This window comes from Bacteroides helcogenes P 36-108 (assembly GCF_000186225.1).
Lineage (GTDB): Bacteria > Bacteroidota > Bacteroidia > Bacteroidales > Bacteroidaceae > Bacteroides > Bacteroides helcogenes.
The window spans coordinates 2,299,996-2,319,191 of the sequence record NC_014933.1 but is presented as its reverse complement, the minus strand read 5'-3'; the positions used below and the strand labels follow the sequence as shown (position 1 = coordinate 2,319,191).

Genomic DNA, 19,196 nt, shown 5'->3' with positions numbered 1-19,196 from the left:
ATAGTTTTTACCATTATCTAATTTACAACATTCTCATTTTGACTTCGCAAAAATAACGATTTATTGCAAAATAACGAACTTTTCGAGCAAGAAGTTTAAAAGTAGGCTCAAAAAGTTTCGTTTTCTCCAGGATTTGCGTTTCAAACAGATACGAAAATCCAGATAAATGCTACACAATCACTTTTCTAAATTGTTGTTAAATTGAAACAATCCTGTTTTTTACAATATTCTCACTATGAGGATATAAAGCCGACGCATCCCAAAGCTCTCAAAAAAAGTTTATCACAGCTATTGCAGTTTTAAAAAAAACATCTACCTTTGCAACCGCAATCGAGAGAGACAGCTACAGAAAATGAAATTATGGTGCGTTAGTTCAGTTGGTTAGAATACATGCCTGTCACGCATGGGGTCACGGGTTCGAGTCCCGTACGCACCGCTTCTCAAAAAAGCAAAAATTAGTAAAAGTTTTGATTCCAAACAGAATCAAAACTTTTTTCTTGTTGGAAATGAAGCAAAATATAGCATTTTCTGCGAAGTATGACAATGCAAATAAGGTTACATCGATCATAGCTATGTCCGGTCACTTTGCAGAAGGCTGGTGATGACCTTTGCTATCTGATGCTTGAACGTGAACTTTTTCCGTTTGATCTGTATAAGCAGTTAGAAACTGGCCAGTTTTCAGTACATCACAATTCACGTATTTATCACTGCTGCTTTGGTCTTTCATTGACAGTTCTTACCTGATAAAAATAAACATCTGATTTTTAATTGAAAGAAACCAAAAGCATGTAATGCAGCCTGAAGAACTGGCAGGCTGCAATGGAATGTACAAAAAGAAAATATTCCGGTGGCTTGACTTTCTTATAACAACCGCTGCAAGACTGCATTACCCATTAAACATAATGAGTTCGGTACACAAATACCGAACTCATTACCAAGAGAATTTATAGTGTTATTATCAACCTACAACTTTCAAAAATATATCATCCGAACCTCCTATTTACCATAGACAGTTATTTCGGTAAGTCCCACGTAACTACCAGAAGAAGTAAGTTCGAACATCACATAACGAACACCATATTCATTTAAAATTTTAAATAAATAAGAGCCCTTGTCTGTCTTTGCCTTGATAATACCTGATATAGAAGTCCATTCCTTTCCGTCCTTACTGATGAAAAAACGATACGAGGAAGGTGAAGGATCCGCATATGATGTCGGCATATTGCAGAGCTTAAAACCTTGAATCAAGTGGTTCTTTTTCATGTCAACCACAATATTCATTTTTTTGCCGTTCGGAATATAAGCATACCAAGCACTTCCTTGCTCCACACCATCCAACAAAAGTGAAGTGCTATATGAATTAGGTATTGTACTGACGCTCCATCCCGACTTAGGCAAAGGAAGCCCCAACTCCTCTCCATTCCACACCGGCATTACATTGGATTCATAATACTCTATTTGTACAAGTACATCGCCTTTATTTTTCAACAATTCTATTTGCTTTCCAGTTTTATCGACAAGAACAATCTTTAAAGGGAGTACCACTTTTTTACCAGTTTTAAACTGACCGACATTTTGTATTTGAAATGATAAGTCAACCTTTTCAAGATTATCGAAAGAATGTGCCTCAAATTTAGGGAACATATTGTCCGGAGCTATTTCATAGCCTTTCAAACGATCGGAATAGTCTTTCACTATCTCGTCATCACGCACGATCTTCACTTGATAACCACTAAAAAGAAGTGAAGACAAAGCAGAAACTTCAATTTTCCCTTCTCCTTCCATCTTCACCCCCTCTTTGGTTATGGCAGCACTAAGCTCGAATATCTGTCGATTGGGGCTAACAATTTGCTGACCTTCCATTTTCACTATCTGCAAAGACCTGTTACTACTTACACGAACTTGAGAAGCTTCGTTTTGTCTGATTTTGACAGGTAAAATAGCATCATGTTTCAACCCATCCGTATTAATGAGCAATTTGGAAGTATTCATACTCTTTCCGGCAGCCAAAATCAAAGAAGATTCTTCGAACGACACTTTATCCGTGGCAACGAAGTCCATTTCTTTATAGGCTTCTAAGAGTTTATCATTTCTATCCGCCACTTCAAAAAATATTTTTTCATCATGAGACACTTCACGAGTTGCACGTACGGCCATTGAAATCTCCGCCTTCTCTTCCAGACAAACATTCCCGATAAAAGGAAGTGTAACAGTCTGCGTATTCTTATCAAACGAAAGAAGATTATCACGCGGATCAGAACCATTATAATAATTTTTGATATCATACTCACCTGTGTAGTCCAAATCCTGGCTACATGATATAACAAACATAGCACCAACAGCAGGAAGGATATATAATAATGTTTTTCTATTCATGATATTCTATTTTATTATTACTTTTCAGGGAAATAAAGCGGATATTCCCATTGGATTTTTTCTAAAGGATATGATTCTTCTCCACCTGTCTTATAAGCCTTAAAATCATACCCGTGTCCTGTCACATCTTTCAACGCCGATTCTTTTGTTAACGGGGCATAAACAATCAAATCCGGATTGGCAGGATCTTCTACATACAAGTTCTCGGTGATTTGAAATTCCGTCAATGCTTTTTTATACAAACGGATATCACGGAAGTGTCCTCTAAAGTTTCCAAAGCTGGCCTGTATCTTATAATATTCTTCATTTTGTGTAGGGACATCAAATTCAAACTCAAGCACTCCATTAATATACGCCTTCACATGCTGATTTTTATATGTATAAGTTACATGATACCACTTACCCGGCTGGATAGGCTGTTTTGAGAATCCTTTTGGATCATCCGAGCCTCCGGGTTTGTATTGCAATTTACCATTGGCTGTAATACGCGAATAGAACGACCCCATCACAGGCTGCTGATTTGCAAACCAAGATTCAATTTTCATACCATAATGCAGCGTCCATTCTTTCAATACCATAGGATTCTTATTATGAGGAAGTGGTACAAGATCACAGCGCATATAGAAACCATCTTGATGCATAGCAGAAGTTTCCAGCACGCGATCAAGTGCAAAAATCTCATAAGAATTAGAATCTAATATAGATAAAGGCGAAGTTGTATTGATTTTGACAGGAATGGCATATTTAAAAGAAGGATTTACTGTCAATGCATTCTTTTTAAGCACAAGGTTGACAGGCTCCGCACTTATAGTTCCCGATTTAATAGTCACTGCCATTTTTTCAATGTCATAATACTCAGTAGGAAGCACTCTATAAGAAGTGCCGTACTCTTTGTTGTAAAGAGCCAATGAAGCCGAATCAACCGTAATGTCAACAGTGACATCAGAAGTCAGCAGATTGGCTGCACGAGGTAAGAAAGTGGCTTCACCACCATTTGCATCTACAACGATTTTTTTCATCGGAGAAGATTGAACCCCATCAAGATAAATAGCATTCGGCAGATCGGTTTGGGCATTTACATCATCCACATCTACGCTAGTGCAGCTTGCTATAAAAAAAGCAAGCGCACCCGTCAACAAATATTTGAATGTCTTTTCCATATAAAAAACAAGTTAATGATTAATAAGTGGCAGGGTTCATAATTTGAATACCTTGCCTTAAGTATTTATACACTGGATTTGCGGCAAAATCTCTTTGCATGTGATAAGAGCCTATACCTCCTTTACGATATTTACCGCCCATGGGCTTCCATTCAGCCATGCCTATATAAGAAGGCACAACTTTTCCATTAGGTAAACTGAAATTGACACCGCCGGTAGTTCCAAACTGCTCAAACTCTTCAGTCACTATAAATTTATTTGCCACTTCTTCTTCGGTATGCACAGAAGCAAAATGCTTGACTAATCTCTGCAATCGGCCATCGAGAACAGCAAAAGAAGAACTTCTATATGCCTGATGTATAAAATAGTTCATATAAGGTCCATATTCAGCAGGAAACCATTCCGGCTCACCATCTACGACCAACAATTTCTTACGTCCTTCTTCTGTTTCAGCTTTAGGGCCGATGCGTTTAGCCATCGTCTCCAAAAATGTGTAAATACGTGAACGCTTTGTCCACAATTCTTTTTTGGTTTGGAATGGCTGCGGATAGCTGGGTTCGGCATCAAGGTCGAATCCATCATATCCAAATTTAAAAATAGTATCACAAAGGGCATTAGCATATTTCTCCACAGACTTAGTGATAGCCTCTTCATCACCATCAATCCAGCCCCAGTAACCCTTTGACCACGTTTCCCAATGTTTATCAGCAGGTATATCAGGGTTTTTCTCACCATAATCCGCAGGAATCGGCGGAGTAATGCCTTTTCCTATATCAAACAACAAGCAAGCAATCACTACTTTAGTCCCTTTCTTCTCTTGTACATTTTTTAAATCGGCTAGCATTTCCTGCGTTGGATGCGCCCAAAGGTTTTCTCCCCATAAAGCTACCAAATCAGTACTGTCGGGCAGTTGGGAAAGGAAAGTAGAACCTGATCCGTTTGCTGTCCATGCTGCAAACCATCCGAAAGTAATAGCATGATCAGACTTTTTATAAGCACGCAGGTTCTCAAGATACTTATTATGGGCATCTGCCATAGCACTATCAGCGCCTGCCAACAACTTATCTATGTTCTCATGCTCTACTTCAGTCCAATCCGAACATGAAGTTTGAAAGCATGCCAATACGCCGAACAAAAATAAAATCAATATATTTTTCTGTTTCATATCATAATCCTTTAAATATTATTTCTTGGATTTCTTATCCCACCATAAACGTGTAGCACCATTATCAGTACCACCCAACATTTCTACTGCTTTTTGGATATTTTCAAGATTATCAGTGTACTCTTTATTAGAATATGGTACTCGGGTCGGTCCTATCCTGCCATCTACATCACAGTCTGTTCTTACAAACTTAGCCTCGAAAATACGAGGATAACCGGTACGGCGGTATTCGCTCCATGCTTCCTGCCCGTCCGGATAAAGGGCGATGTACTTCTGTGTAATGATTCTTTCCAGCGAATTCTCAAAATCACTTCCTTCCCATTTCACTGTAATGGTACTCACTGGTTCAAGGTTGTTAGCAGTGTTGGCATTGTCTATAAACTTTACAGGCTTTCCTTCTCCATTCATATATGTATTCAACTTACTGTCTGCTACACCGTTTTCTTTGAATGACAATGATATGCCATCTTTATAGTATTGTTCTGCTGTCCTTCCTCCCATTTCCCATCCACGCAAAACTCCTTCCGCACGCAAGAAAGCCACTTCAGAAGCTTTTAAGATATAGATGGGAGTTTCATTCTCTACTTTCAACACTGAAAACATATTTCTATCCAAATAAGAATCAACTTTGTCAAGGCTCTTGAAAACAGGATAGAAATCCTGTACATCTCCTTGTTTTCCTTTGAGAAAATAAGTTTCAATGCGCGGATCATTGTATCCTTTCATGTATGAATAAATTTCCGCACCCATACGCACATCATTATAGGAACCATTGATAATGACCAAAGGATTGTTCAGAGTAATACCCGCACCACGACTCAACTGTGCAATATCCTCAGTACTTTCAATTACACCAAAAGGATTTTTGATAGCCTTTTCGGCATACTGTCTGGCCAAATCCGGAGCAGCATATACTACCCGCATGGCAAGGCGTAACATTAAAGAATTAGCTAATCTACCCCATTTCATATAATTACCACCATAAATCATGTCATAATTGGGCAAAATATCATGGCTCTGTCTGTAGAGAGCATCAACCGCCTCATCCAGTTCTTTGAGCATGGAACGATATACACTTTCTTGTGAATCGTATATCGCTTGTATCGAACCTTCACCAGACTGCTGTGAATAGGGAATGGGACCAAAAGTATCGGTAGCCTTATGCACAGTGGCTATCTTAATGATATTGATCATTGCATATGCGGACAGATCACCTTCGGTTCTTTGTTTCAACTCCATATAATTTCCGAAAGCTTTCTTATACATAATGTTAAATGTATAATCACTCCATCCTTTCAGTGCATATGAAGGAAAACCTCTGCCTACCCACTTATTTTGTGCAGGTGACATATAACCTATCCAACAAGCACCTGCCAGCGTATAGGGAATTTGGTAATCATTCACGTAATCTGTTCCTGTTGTACCCACAGGAAAGATATTCTGCTGGAAACTGGTTAAAAAGCCTCCCACTTTCAATCCATCTAATCGCAAGTGTTCTTCTTTCGGATGGCGGAAATCTGTGTTGATTTTCTCAAAATCCGTTTGGCAAGCAGTGAAACCTACCATTCCTGCCGACAACAATATGATATATTTGATAAATATTTTTTTCATTTCTGTGCTGATTTAAAACTGTACTTTTAAACTGAATCCGATATTACGCAGGCTAGGTGCGCCGAAGTACTCGCTTCCTTGCCCATAAGTACCTGTCGTAGCCGTCAGTTCGGGATCAAATGGCGCTTTGTTATAAATCATCCAAAGGTTACGTCCTATAAACGACAAGGAAATATCCGGCCACTTCATACCCAACATATTTTTAGGAAACTTGTAGCCAAGAGTCAGCTCTTGCAGCCGTACGTTTGTTGCACTGTAATAATAATAAGCACCCAATTGCTGCCCCCCCACTACGGAATAGTATTCTTTGGCATCAACAATTTTACCGCCTGCCACCATGACACCACCTCTATCACGAGCCTCAGCCGATGCCTTAGATACACCGTACTGATCCATCAACGCTTGTGTATTCGAAGTAACAATACCACCTACACGGGCATTGATAAGAAACGACAGGCTGAAATTTTTGTAAACGACATCATTTCTCCAGCCCATAGTAAAATCTGGATTAGCACTGCCTATTTTCAAACGTTGCCCATTCGGAAGCTCCATTGTGGATATTTTGCCTTCAGCATCCACTTCTACATTTCCCGACTTGTCACGTTTAAGTATTTTAGTAACATATACGTCACCAATAGCATCGCCTTCGCGAATATACCCGCCACCAGCAGTTGTTTCCTTAAAGCTGACAGTTTTACCGTCCTCACCCGTAGAATAGTCGTGCACAAGTTCTTTTACTCGGTTCACATTACGCGAATAAGTCAGGTTAGATGAAAAATCCACAGTTCCAAACTTATTACGATATCCCAATGCCACTTCAAAGCCATAGTTGCGGATATTACCCGCTTGGATAATGAAATGTGAATAAGGCGAAGAAGCCGGAAGCGAGTTGAGGAATGTTTGATTGTATGTGTTAGACAAATAGTATGTAAAGTCAAAATTCAACTTGCTATCAAACATGCGTAAATTCAATCCCAACTCATATGAACGGGTACGTTCCGCTTTAAAATCGTAAAACGGACGAATAGTTTTTGTAGACGGTAATCCGTTTTTCATCGGAAATGTGACAGTGCCACGTGTCATACCACGGTATCTGTCGGGGATAGGTGATCCGACCTCCGTGTATGAACCTCTTACTTTCAGGAAAGTAATAGCTTCAGGCAGTTTCACCATATTGGAAATGATACCGGAAAGTCCCACTGAAGGATAGAAAAATGAAGGTTCCTCTGCATTCACCAATAGTGAACTCCAATCATTACGCCCTGTAAGTGTCAGATAAATCGTACTCCTCCAGCCCAACTCGGTGCTTGCAAAAATAGCTGTACTACGTTTCCGAAAATTACTATCACTACCATGATTGAAATTAGGATCAAGAGCATCTGACGAAAAAATATTCGGTACTTTCAATATCGGACCGGAAAAGGCCACACTGCTTGTGTAATAATCCTCCATACTGGTTCCTAAATTACCTGTAAGAATGAAATCTCCGAATGTTTTGTTTACTCCGAAAATAAGATCCATATAGGCTTGCTGTTCCAGCGACTGTGAATGTCCATAAATACCATTACCATGCGTATTGGCATAGAGCATCCCCTGCCCTGAAGCATGGTAGCGATTTTCGCTCTCTGTGTTGGTATTATCCACACGCACACGCCCGGTGACATTCAGCCAATCCCAAATGTCATACTTCAGGCTCGCCATGAACATGTAGCGTTTACGGTGCTGAGGAGTAATCATGTCATTTACTATAAAATAAGGATTCTGCATCTGCATGCCATTGTCACCATAAGCCCAATTCTGTACAGGAAATTTACGAACCGGATCATAACGTTTATAGAGTTTTACAGTCTCCCAATCCTCACCTCTCGGAAAGAGATAAACAGCAGGAATCGGGTTATAATATTCGCCCGGACGATACATGTTCTGAGTCTTTTGAATGATGTAATTACCACTTACGTCAAAATGCAGTCTGTCATCGCAGAAACTGGCAGTATTACGTACCGTAAAGTTGTAGCGATCATACTTATTGTTGGGGATTATGCCCTTTGAATTGGTAGTTGCCACAGATACGAATGTCTGGTTAGTCTTTGTTCCTGTAGTCAAGGTCAGCGAATTCATAATATTATGTCCCGTTTGAAAAAAGCTCATCGGATCGAAAGAAGATGGGGTATTCATCTTTTCTCCCCAACTTTCGAAAGAGCCTTTTACATTTCCATACGTATTTTGAAACTCAGGTTTCACAAAGGGAGAAGAAAAATCAACACTTGAGGAAAAGCCCACTTTAACCTTTCCTTCCTGTCCTTTTTTCGTATTGATAAGGATAACGCCATTAGCTGCCGAAGACCCGTAGAGAGCTGCTGCCGAAGGACCGGTCAAAACAGAAAGACTTTCGATGTCTTCAGGATTAACATCAGCAATGCTTTCTCCTCTCGGTTGTGCAGCAAAACGAAGATCAGTACCTATGTCTCCACCATTAATATTGTTCATCGGCACACCATCAATGACATACAATACATTATTTCCTCCAGTGATGGATTTCGCACCACGCATTACTACGCGTGTAGCACCTCCCACTCCGGCTGAGGATGCATTGATATTCACACCTGCAACCTTACCGCTGAGCGAATTTACAAAATTGATATCCTTTACTGAAGTCAGTTCTTTATTATCAACTTTCTGTACATTATAACTTAATGCCTTCTCAGAGCGCTTGATACCAAGTGCAGTAACTACCACCTCGTCCAATGTTTTGGAATCTTCTTGGAGTACAACATCCAATACTGTTACATCGCCCAAGGTTATGGTCTTGGGCATATAACCTATATATGAGAACTCTAAAACTTCACCTTTGATAGCCTCCAAAGAAAAGCAACCCTCCATATCAGTAATTGCTCCAGCAGAACGGCCTTTCACAGAAACATTTACTCCAATAAGTTCTTCCCCTTTCTCATCTTTTACCGTGCCGATCACCTTTTTCTTCTCACCTACAGATTTACTTTTGGGAACAATCATTATGTAATTGTCTTTGATTTTATAAGAAAATCCTGTTCCGGCCAATATGACGGAAAGAGCTTTATCAAGTGGTTCTGCATTAATGTCCAAGTCAATCCGTTTCATTTTTTCCAACTTGGATTCATTAAAAGCGATCAAATAAGTAGATTGTTTTTCTATTTGTTGTAAAGCCTCCTGCAACAAAATTTTCCTCTTTTTTATAGTTATTTTGGTGTTGCTTTGGGCTAAAAGCACTGTTTGCATAAGAAAACAGCTAAAAAAAACAAAAATAAAAGCTTTAAATCGATAATAATTCATAGATTAGAGCAGTTTTTTTAGTGTTAAATCATAATTTTTCTATCTCACAAAGGATTAAGCATTTGTTTTTAATGCTAAAAATACGATTTCACATCCGGAACAAGAGTGTCGCCTTGTTCCGGATATTTTTTTTCATACACGTTTCTATTAAAAGGTTAACAAATCATTTATATTTATTTTTTTCTGGTACTTTTTATATAACAAATATCTCCTTCTATTTTATAAGTAAATCCTCCAACGACAGCTTCAATAATTGTCATAACATCGGTAATCTCTGACTTTTCACGAAAGCGAAAATTATATTTATCCTCATTGAAAGAACTTGCATTGTACTGGAACGTAACTGCATAGCGCCGTTCCAAAGCTGAAAAAATGTCTTTAATAGTGCTTCCTCTAAATACATACATCCCCCTTTGCCAAGCTGTTACATCCTCCAAATCCGTTTCCCCCAATGTGCTCTGTTTACTTCCCAAATGATATATCACCTGCTGGGCCGGATTCAGGATATAGCTTTCTGCTCCATTATTGCAATCAACCTTTACCTTTCCATGAATCAATGTGGCAATCATTTTATCATTTTCGGGATAGGCAAAGATATTAAACTCTGTTCCCAATGCGGTTACTGCCATCGTACCAGACCTCACAATAAAAGGTTGCCTCGAATTCTTCTTGACCTTAAAATTCGCTTCTCCCATCAGATATACAGTACGCGTATCTCCTTTAAAAGTTTCGGGATAGAGCAACAAAGTTCCCGAATTAGTCTGCACAATACTTCCATCAGGCAGTTCTATTGTTTTCATATCACCAGCCGATGTAAAACACTCCACCATTGCAACTTCGGAATACGCATTTTTAGTTAGGAAAAACGTAGTCGAAACAGAAACAATCAACAACACAACAGCCGCGGCATATTTCCAAAGTCTCCTCAAGACAGGAGCCGCAGTATGACGTTTTTTATATTCCAACCGTCCATATACTTTAGAAAGAGAGAGCCAAGTACTCTCATCCGCTTTTTCTTCTGTTTTCTCCCATAAATCGGACAAAGCCGCTTCTTTTTCATCCGCATGCCTCGCATCCACCAACCACCAGTGAATCTCCTCATTCAACTTCCGGCCGTGCCGGGAAGCAGCAAACAAATATATTATTTTCCGAACGTAATCTTTCATTTTTAATTTGTTCTACAATATAAAGACAACTATCCAAAAACAACTACTCAACGAAAAAATAAAAAAAGTGCTATTAAAATGATTTTCTTCAAATCCTGAAGCGCCAAATAAATATGGCGTTCTACCGTGCGCACAGAAAGTTTAAGTCGTTCAGCTATCTCCTGATTGCTCATTCCACCTTTCCGGCTCATAACAAAAACCCTTTTCCGTTGTCTGGGCATATCATTTAAAGCTAACTTAACGAGAAGCCCTATCTCTTTTGCATATATCTGCTCATGAATATCTATTTCAAAAATAGAAATATTTTCCTGTGCTACCAGTTCCCGATAGTTGCATTCTACTGACTTATGCTTTAAAAAATTAAAAATGGCATTACGAACCATCGCATAAACATAACTGCTCCACAATTCTCGATGCTCCCATATCTCCGGATTATCCCATAGCTTGACGAACACATCTTGTACGATATCTTCCGCATCTTCCTCAGACTTCAGAATTTTCCACGCAAATGCTTTAGCTTTCGGAAAATTAGCAATAAAGAACTGTTCGAATTTCTTTTTCTTTTCTTGTTCGTTAAGAGAGTTCATTAGAAAATTATGAAATTATTTTGTTGAAATGAAAGGCAAATATATTTTTTATAAATATAAAAATCAAAAAAAAGAGGTAAAATCACCTTGCGACACCTCATACTTACTTTCAATATCTCCTTTCTCCTCCAAATTATCTCTCAAACAGCTTTTCCTCATAATCATAAAAAGTAATATGGGTTATACAATCAGTAATACATATACAAGCCAGTTGCCCAATCGACTGTATCTTTGCAACTATAATCAAAAATAATCATTAAAAAACAATTAATATGTATTTGGAAAATATTTACTCACCTGCCGACGTAAAGAAACTATCGTTTGGAGAATTAAATGAACTAAGTTGTGAAATCCGCACATTCCTGCTACAAAAATTAAGCAAACATGGCGGACACTTCGGCCCAAACTTTGGAATGGTAGAAGCAACTATCGCTCTACATTATGTATTCGATTCACCAAATGATAAAATAGTATTCGATGTTTCGCACCAAAGCTATGTGCACAAAATGCTGACCGGGCGTAAAGATGCATTCATCTACCCCAATAGATACGATGAAGTATCCGGATACTCCGAACCGCAAGAAAGCGAACACGACTTCTTTGTCATCGGACATACTTCCACTTCTGTCAGTCTGGCAAGCGGATTGGCCAAGGGACGAGATCTAAATGGAGAAAATGAAAATATCATAGCCGTGATAGGTGACGGCTCACTAAGTGGCGGTGAAGCATTTGAAGCTCTGGACTATGTAGCAGAACTCGGCACGAATATGATTATCATCATCAATGACAATCAAATGTCCATTGCCGAAAATCACGGCGGCTTATATCGCAATTTGCAAGAATTGCGCGAAAGTAACGGAAAGTGTGAATGCAACTTTTTCCGTGCCATGGGGCTGGATTATATGTATGTGGCAGAAGGGAACAATGTGGAAACTTTAGTCAAAGCTTTTTCTGCCGTAAAAGACATCAGTCATCCCATAGTAGTGCACATCAATACACTGAAAGGCAAGGGATATAAACCTGCTGAGAAGGATAAAGAGGCTTATCACTGGCGCGCTCCGTTCAATACAGAAACAGGAAAGCTAAAGGAAGATTATGGTGATGTGGAAGACTATGCAGATATAACAGCCCGTTACTTATTGGAAAAGATGCAAGAAGACCGGCGTATTGTAGGCATCACCTCCGGCACTCCCACCGTTATGGGCTTCACGCTCGACCGTCGCCAAAAAGCAGGTAAACAGTTCGTTGATGTCGGCATTGCCGAAGAACATGCCGTGGCACTGGCTTCTGGTATCGCTGCCAATGGAGGAAAGCCTGTTTATGGGGTATATAGCACTTTTATCCAGCGCGCATACGATCAGCTTTCACAAGATCTTTGCATCAACAACAACCCGGCAGTTCTATTGATTTTTTGGGGCTCTTTATCTTCCATGAATGATGTCACTCACCTCTGCTTCTTCGATATTCCACTCATAAGCAACATCCCCAATATGGTTTATCTGGCGCCGACCTGCAAAGAAGAATATCTTGCCATGCTGGAATGGAGTATCCGGCAAAATGAGCACCCTGTTGCCATCCGTGTACCTGCTATGGAGGTTATCTTCTGCAACGAGCCAGTGGACACTGATTATAGTGAACTCAACCGTTACAAAGTAGTTCATCGCGGTTCCAAAGTGGCCGTCGTAGCTTTAGGTTCATTCTTTGGATTAGGGCAATCTGTCATATCGCTGCTGAAGGAAAAAACAGGCATTGACGCTACACTCATTAACCCGCGCTACATTACTGGAGTAGACAATGAACTCATGGACAGATTGAAGACAGATCATCAACTGGTCATCACTTTGGAAGACGGTGTGTTGGATGGAGGCTTCGGCGAAAAGATTGCCCGCCATTATGCCGCCACTGACATGAAAGTTCTCAATTACGGGGCCAGTAAAAAGTTTGTAGACCGCTATGATGTACAAGAATTACTCCGTGCCAACAGACTGACAGACGAGCAAATAGTAGAAGATATTCGGAAAATTGGGAACTTCGCACAAATCGTGCAATAAGATACAGTCACAAAGAAATATACAAAGCAATTAGGCCCTGGAATCTTTAGGACTTCAGAGCCTGATTGCTTTTTTATTACCGGCAAGACAAAAAAGAAATCAAATCACTCTTCAGAAGCCGGTATAATATAATCTTCTTTAATGAACTCGTCATACACCTTTTTGGGGTGATCAAACGAAGCCACTCCGGTACGGTTTTCATTAAAATTCTCACGACGGAATTTCTTCAGTTTCACATTATCCTCTGCATATTCCCTAAGCTTTTTCTTTTCATGACCGTATAATGAACTGTCCAGCACTTCGGAGTTCAATAAACTTTCTTTCGGAGTAATGGCAGGCAACAGCTTTTGTTCCAACAATCCACGATAAGCACCATTATATTCGCACCAAACGCTGTCTCCTACTATAAACAACCGATAAGAATAACTGGACCATGCCGTTTTAATGCTAACTTCACGAGCATAAATTTCTATCGTTGCTTCCGAATCATAATTCCGGTCACGAATCACAACCAACTTTCTACCTGATATGTCTTCCTTGACAATAGTCACCCACCTCTCACTATTCAAGATTTCACTGATAATCTCTGATAAGTTTTCTTTAATTTCAAATTGTATTCTCATATTCTTTGCCTGTGGGTCAGGACTTATTACTACCCCAATTAGAATTACGATTCTAAGATAGCAAATATGAGGAGAAAAAGCAACTAAAAAGAAATATTTTCAAAGTGCTCCGATAGAATTCACCATATTGGACTTAACTTACAGATGAACCACCTCTCCTATCATTGGCATCAAAATATCAAGTGAATTTTTACCTCTCAATTTCTTTACATTCTCTAATGGCTCATTCCAAAGATGTTTTGCCAATGCATATTTAGAATGATGGACCGTCAGATACCTGCTTGCACGTAAATCTTTGACAACCTGTTCCAAGTACATGGGCATGGTATGAATATATTTCCAATCTTCATCATATTGCCCGTTTTCCAGAATAGCCAAATCTATCTGCGGATAATCTCTGCCAATTTTAGAGAAATGTGTATCATATCCGCCATCACCTCCCATGAATATATTCTGCGAAGGAGCCTCAATAAGGAAAGATGCCCAAAGCGACTGATTGCCATTCAGAAAACGTCCGGAAAAATGGCGGGCTGGCAAGCAATGAATCACAAAAACTTCATCCAACAAAGCATCTTCAAACCAGTCCAATTCCACCAAACGCCTTTTATCAAATCCCCAATATTCAAAATGCTCGCCCACTCCTAAAGGACAAATGACTTTGCCAATCCTATCCTTTAGTTGTACAACAGTCTGATAATCCAAATGATCCCAATGGTCATGCGTAATCACGAGATAATCAACATCCGGCATATCCTCCGGTTTGTAAACTTCCGTTCCCCTAAACGGTTTGTTGACAAATGAAACCGGAGAGGCCATGCAAAACACGGGATCTACCAAAATACGTTTTCCATCCAACTGAATGAAGTATGAAGAATGACCAAACCACACCAACACATTTTCGTGCCTTTTTATATCCTTCAGATTCGTTTTTATGACCGGCATTTCCTTTTCAGGGCGTAAACCTTCCCGTTTCTCAAACAGAAAATCCCACAGTGCCATCAACCGACCTTTCCTGGCAGTCATCGTCAATGTATTATGCAGGTTGTGAAACTGTCCGTCTCTATAATTAGGTGATTTTTTGATACGTTCCAGACGTTCTCCACGAGGCGTCCTCCCAAAATCAGGCCGATTGATAAATATAATTCCCACAATAGCCGCGACGGCTATAACACTCACTACAATACCTGTTACCACAACTATTCTTCTCCTTTTCAAATTCATTGTCACACATTATATTAATTTATGCGAAGATACCACATTCTTCTCAACTTAAACTTATACGAATTACAGATATTATTACCTCAACCACAGTTTCAAATTAAATGACTATCTTTGCAGCAAATATCAAGAATTTACAAACGAATATATAATAAAATATGAGTACGCATAGCTTATGTTGCATCGGATACATCACTCAAGATAAAATAGTCACCCCTCACAATTCCGTATATATGCCTGGAGGCACATCTTTTTATTTCGCCCATGCCATCAAGCATTTGAATGCCGACGGCTTTCTGTTGGTAACGGCTTTGGCTGATTCCGACATGAATGTTGTAGAAGAAATAAGAAAAGAAGGTATTGATGTAAAAGTGCTGCCAAGTGCCCGTTCCGTCTGCTTTGAAAACATTTACGGGGAAAACCAGAATGAACGGATACAGCGTGTCACAGCAAAAGCCGATCCATTCACTATAGAAGGATTGCGAGACATCGATGCACGGATAATCCATTTGGGCAGCTTGCTTGCCGATGATTTCTCTTTGGATATTATTAAGTATCTGTCCGGTAAAGCACTCCTTTCCGTAGATGTGCAGGGATTTCTCAGAAAAGTAGATAATGAGCAGGTATTGCCGATAGATTGGCAAGAAAAAAGAGAGGCATTGAAATACATCCACATACTGAAAGCCAATGAAGCAGAGATGGAAGTTCTCACCGGATGTACAGAACCGTATGAAGCCGCACTTCTGATCGCGGACTGGGGAGTAAAAGAAGTGCTTTTGACATTGGGAGACAAAGGTTCGCTGATTTACTCAAAAGGACAATTCCATGAAATTCCCGCCTATCCTGCACTCCAGATTGTGGATGCTACCGGATGTGGTGATACTTATATGGTAGGATACCTGTACATGCGCAACCAAGGCGCTTCTTACCGGGAAGCCGGATGTTATGCGGCCGCCATGTGCACCATCAAGCTGCAATTGCACGGACCTTTCTGCGGAACGAAAGAAACCATAAAAGAAGTAATCGGCAATTTGTGAAAGCACAAACTGCCGATTACATACTCTAAAGGATATTTCTGTCAGTTCAGGAAGCAAGCCCGAATTTCTTCAAGTCATCTTCTACACTGCCGATACCGGCAATATGGAATGTTTCGACCAATACTTTGGCCACATTGGGAGATAGAAAGGCAGGCAATGTGGGACCTAAATGAATTTCCTTCACCCCCAGGCTTAACAGAGCCAGCAAAACAATCACAGCCTTCTGCTCATACCAGGCAATGTTATATACGATGGGCAACTCATTTATATCATTCAAACGGAATACTTCTTTCAGTTTCAAAGCAATCACCGCCAATGAATAACTGTCATTGCACTGTCCGGCATCCAGCACACGCGGAATACCATTGATATCTCCCAGTCCAAGTTTGTTATAGCGGTATTTGGCACAGCCGGCAGTCAGTATTACAGTATCATGAGGCAATTTCCTCGCAAATTCCGCATAATAGTCACGGTTCTTCATCCGCCCATCGCAGCCCGCCATTACGATAAAACGGCTGATAGCCCCGGTTTTCACCGCATCGACAATCTTATCGGCAAGCAGCAAAACCTGATTGTGCGCAAAACCACCGACAATTTCCCCACGTTCAATTTCCGTAGGCGGCTGGCATTGTCTGGCCATTTCTATGATTCCGGAAAAATCTTTTTTACCTTCCGCATCCTTTTCAATATGCTTACATCCCGGATAGCCGGCAGAGTTTGTAGTGAACATTCTTTCTTTATATACGGCATTTGTCAAAGGAGGAACAATGCAATTGGTTGTAAACAGGATAGGGCCATTGAAAGAAGTAAATTCTTCACGCTGTTTCCACCAGGCATTGCCATAGTTACCCACGAAATGGGGATACTTCTTGAATGCGGGATAATAGTGAGCGGGCAGCATCTCACCATGTGTATAGACATCCACTCCCGTACCTTCCGTTTGTTTCAGCAGTTCCTCCATATCTTTCAAGTCGTGTCCGCTAATCAAAATACCCGGGCGATTTTTCACACCTATGTTTACTTTCGTAATCTCAGGATTGCCATAAGTCCGAGTATTCGCAGCATCCAGTAATGACATAGTCTTTACGCCATACTCTCCGGTTTCAAGTACCAGCCGCACCCACTCATCTGCGGAGAGGGAGCCACAAGCAACAGCAGCCAATGCATGCTGTACAAATGCATGGATACCGTCATCATTGAATCCCAGCCGCATGGCATGTTCCAGATAGGCCGCCAAACCTTTCAACCCATAAGTCAACAATTCTTTCAATGACCTGAGGTCTTCATCCGGCTCGCGCATTATCCCCACAGTCGCAGCTTTTTCGGCATATTCATCACGTGTACCCTGCCAAACCAGTTCATCCGATTCAGGCAGAAATATCCGGTTCTTTTTCGCCTCTTCAATTAACCGGTTGCGCAGAACAATGCCTTTATCCACCCGCTTCAAAATGCTTTCATCATCAAAATTGGCATTTGTAATGGTGCAGAACAATGCGTCAACCACAAAGCCGTTCACCTCCTCCGGAACCGGATAGTCCGCTTTGCGCATGGCATCGGCTACGACGGAAATTCCCCTCACTACAAACAATAACAAGTCCATGGCTTGTGCCGTATGACTTTCTTTTCCACATACTCCCTTCAGCGTACAGCCTATTCCCTTTGCCGTTTCCTGACATTGATAACAAAACATGTTCTTTTCCATATTCATTTCCATTTATAAAGTTTATATTTGTCTGCTGTCAACCTTTTTAGCCCTATCCAGGTTATATAAAAAGTGTTTGTGCAAAGGTGGAAGTTCTGCGCTGTGCAAACTGTCACGTATGTTACACCGAATCGAAAAAAAACAAAAAGAGAATGGAAATCCACGTATTACTGAAAATGCCTCCCTTCCGGGGGATTACCGAACAAGAATTATTGCCCCTCATTCTAACACCGGAGCATGCGTGCAGACTATACAAACCTTCGGACTTGATAGCTTTACAAGGAGAAGTATATCGTTCTTTATTCATATTATGCAGTGGAAGTGTCCGCACTCAGATGGTGAATGCCGAAGGCAAACAGTTGACCATCGAGACACTGAAAGCTCCCGAACTGCTTGCACCTGCATTCGTGTTCTCATCCGAGAACCGTTTTCCTGTCAACATCGAGGCCAAAGAGAGATGCGAGATTCTGGTTATAAACAAAAAGGGTTTTCTGGAATTCCTGCACCAACATCCCGTTGTGATGCATAATTTTCTGCAACTGGTATCAGACAGAACTCTGTTTCTTTCCAAGAAGCTGAATTCTTTTGCTCTACAAAGCTTAAAATCACGCATATTAAATTATCTGCGCATACATGGCGCCATAGTCAACCAGCAAGAAGTAGCGCAGATTCTCGGAGTGGCCCGCCCATCATTGGCACGTGCCCTGTCGGAACTAATAAACGAAAACTGCATCCGGACGGAAGGGAAAGAAATACGGATTGACGAAGCCAATTCCAAAAGATATCTGTAACGCAAGATATTGACAATACGCAGGCAAGACATTAACAGAAGCATCGATATACATATACATTCCTCATTCGGGACAATATTTATAGTGAGGAACTAAATGGCACAAAGCGTTTCAGAAACATCATTGTTTTCCGGAAAATCATCATTTTTAGGTATTGACGATTTTACATGAATACCCTTACTTTGCAAACAGAAAACATCGTTCATCATGAAACAATATATCCAACAGAAATACATGGATAAAAAAGATAATTAGGTATATGATAAGATTCAGGAAGACAGAAAACTCATATCGGTCACACAGATCGGTTGGCAAGCGGAAATCTATAACGGATTTCCGCTTTTTTTATGAACGATTCGAAACATCGTTCTCTTTTCAAAGCTCAAGACCATATCCATTA

The 19,196-nt window shown here is 40.3% G+C and carries 13 protein-coding genes and 1 tRNA gene; 4 read left to right on the top strand and 10 right to left on the bottom strand.

The genetic code is table 11. From position 1 onward, the window contains the following. Positions 1-362: 362 nt before the first annotated feature. Positions 363-436 (top strand) — tRNA-Asp (locus BACHE_RS09315). Between the two features lie 560 nt (positions 437-996). On the opposite strand, the gene BACHE_RS09310 is transcribed toward BACHE_RS09315, so the two are convergent. The 7 genes from BACHE_RS09310 to BACHE_RS09280 form a co-directional block, all read right to left on the bottom strand. Further along, complete coding sequence (locus tag BACHE_RS09310) at positions 997-2,376, bottom strand: discoidin domain-containing protein (protein ID WP_013547442.1); 1,380 nt, start codon at positions 2,374-2,376, stop codon at positions 997-999. A 17-nt stretch (positions 2,377-2,393) separates the two neighbouring features. Continuing rightward, entirely contained in the window at positions 2,394-3,536 is a 1,143-nt protein-coding gene (locus BACHE_RS09305) for a DUF1735 and LamG domain-containing protein (RefSeq protein WP_013547441.1), read from the bottom strand. A gap of 19 nt (positions 3,537-3,555) precedes the next feature. After that, entirely contained in the window at positions 3,556-4,701 is a 1,146-nt protein-coding gene (locus tag BACHE_RS09300; protein WP_013547440.1) for a glycoside hydrolase family 18, read from the bottom strand. Positions 4,702-4,719: 18 nt separating this feature from the next. Beyond that, entirely contained in the window at positions 4,720-6,312 is a 1,593-nt protein-coding gene (locus BACHE_RS09295; RefSeq protein WP_013547439.1) for a SusD/RagB family nutrient-binding outer membrane lipoprotein, read from the bottom strand. A 12-nt stretch (positions 6,313-6,324) separates the two neighbouring features. Continuing rightward, positions 6,325-9,621 carry a SusC/RagA family TonB-linked outer membrane protein gene (locus BACHE_RS09290; protein ID WP_013547438.1) on the bottom strand — a complete coding sequence of 1,099 codons (3,297 nt, stop codon included), beginning with the start codon at positions 9,619-9,621 and terminating at the stop codon, positions 6,325-6,327. A 173-nt stretch (positions 9,622-9,794) separates the two neighbouring features. After that, entirely contained in the window at positions 9,795-10,787 is a 993-nt protein-coding gene (locus tag BACHE_RS09285) for a FecR family protein (protein ID WP_013547437.1), read from the bottom strand. Positions 10,788-10,834: 47 nt separating this feature from the next. Then, entirely contained in the window at positions 10,835-11,374 is a 540-nt protein-coding gene (locus tag BACHE_RS09280) for an RNA polymerase sigma-70 factor (RefSeq protein ID WP_013547436.1), read from the bottom strand. 272 nt (positions 11,375-11,646) lie between these two features. On the opposite strand from BACHE_RS09280, the gene BACHE_RS09275 reads away from it, so the two are divergent. Then, positions 11,647-13,425, top strand: coding sequence for a 1-deoxy-D-xylulose-5-phosphate synthase (locus BACHE_RS09275; protein ID WP_013547434.1), 1,779 nt, complete (start codon positions 11,647-11,649; stop codon positions 13,423-13,425). Positions 13,426-13,529: 104 nt separating this feature from the next. Here the strand turns inward: BACHE_RS09275 and BACHE_RS09270 are convergent, their stop codons facing one another. Both BACHE_RS09270 and BACHE_RS09265 read right to left on the bottom strand, forming a co-directional pair. Next, the gene (locus BACHE_RS09270; RefSeq protein WP_013547433.1) at positions 13,530-14,048 is read right to left on the bottom strand and encodes a hypothetical protein; all 519 of its coding nucleotides are present in this window, start codon (positions 14,046-14,048) and stop codon (positions 13,530-13,532) included. A gap of 138 nt (positions 14,049-14,186) precedes the next feature. Further along, entirely contained in the window at positions 14,187-15,269 is a 1,083-nt protein-coding gene (locus BACHE_RS09265; protein ID WP_013547432.1) for an MBL fold metallo-hydrolase, read from the bottom strand. A gap of 155 nt (positions 15,270-15,424) precedes the next feature. Between BACHE_RS09265 and BACHE_RS09260 the strand changes: the two genes are divergently transcribed. Continuing rightward, positions 15,425-16,303, top strand: coding sequence for a PfkB family carbohydrate kinase (locus BACHE_RS09260; protein WP_013547431.1), 879 nt, complete (start codon positions 15,425-15,427; stop codon positions 16,301-16,303). Positions 16,304-16,349: 46 nt separating this feature from the next. On the opposite strand, the gene hcp is transcribed toward BACHE_RS09260, so the two are convergent. Then, positions 16,350-18,005, bottom strand: coding sequence for a hydroxylamine reductase (gene hcp, locus BACHE_RS09255; protein ID WP_013547430.1), 1,656 nt, complete (start codon positions 18,003-18,005; stop codon positions 16,350-16,352). A gap of 152 nt (positions 18,006-18,157) precedes the next feature. Here hcp and BACHE_RS09250 point away from each other — a divergent pair, with 152 nt between their 5' ends. Next, the gene (locus BACHE_RS09250; protein WP_013547429.1) at positions 18,158-18,796 is read left to right on the top strand and encodes a Crp/Fnr family transcriptional regulator; all 639 of its coding nucleotides are present in this window, start codon (positions 18,158-18,160) and stop codon (positions 18,794-18,796) included. Positions 18,797-19,196 lie beyond the last annotated feature (400 nt).

Excerpts from the sequence above, each read along its gene's own strand:
- BACHE_RS09310 (WP_013547442.1), bottom strand. The coding sequence starts at position 2,376 with ATGAATAGAAAAACATTATTATATATCCTTCCTGCTGTTGGTGCTATG.
- BACHE_RS09305 (WP_013547441.1), bottom strand. The coding sequence starts at position 3,536 with ATGGAAAAGACATTCAAATATTTGTTGACGGGTGCGCTTGCTTTTTTT.
- BACHE_RS09300 (WP_013547440.1), bottom strand. The coding sequence starts at position 4,701 with ATGAAACAGAAAAATATATTGATTTTATTTTTGTTCGGCGTATTGGCA.
- BACHE_RS09295 (WP_013547439.1), bottom strand. The coding sequence starts at position 6,312 with ATGAAAAAAATATTTATCAAATATATCATATTGTTGTCGGCAGGAATG.
- BACHE_RS09290 (WP_013547438.1), bottom strand. The coding sequence starts at position 9,621 with ATGAATTATTATCGATTTAAAGCTTTTATTTTTGTTTTTTTTAGCTGT.
- BACHE_RS09285 (WP_013547437.1), bottom strand. The coding sequence starts at position 10,787 with ATGAAAGATTACGTTCGGAAAATAATATATTTGTTTGCTGCTTCCCGG.
- BACHE_RS09280 (WP_013547436.1), bottom strand. The coding sequence starts at position 11,374 with ATGAACTCTCTTAACGAACAAGAAAAGAAAAAGAAATTCGAACAGTTC.
- BACHE_RS09275 (WP_013547434.1), top strand. The coding sequence starts at position 11,647 with ATGTATTTGGAAAATATTTACTCACCTGCCGACGTAAAGAAACTATCG.
- BACHE_RS09270 (WP_013547433.1), bottom strand. The coding sequence starts at position 14,048 with ATGAGAATACAATTTGAAATTAAAGAAAACTTATCAGAGATTATCAGT.
- BACHE_RS09265 (WP_013547432.1), bottom strand. The coding sequence starts at position 15,269 with ATGAATTTGAAAAGGAGAAGAATAGTTGTGGTAACAGGTATTGTAGTG.
- BACHE_RS09260 (WP_013547431.1), top strand. The coding sequence starts at position 15,425 with ATGAGTACGCATAGCTTATGTTGCATCGGATACATCACTCAAGATAAA.
- hcp (WP_013547430.1), bottom strand. The coding sequence starts at position 18,005 with ATGGAAAAGAACATGTTTTGTTATCAATGTCAGGAAACGGCAAAGGGA.
- BACHE_RS09250 (WP_013547429.1), top strand. The coding sequence starts at position 18,158 with ATGGAAATCCACGTATTACTGAAAATGCCTCCCTTCCGGGGGATTACC.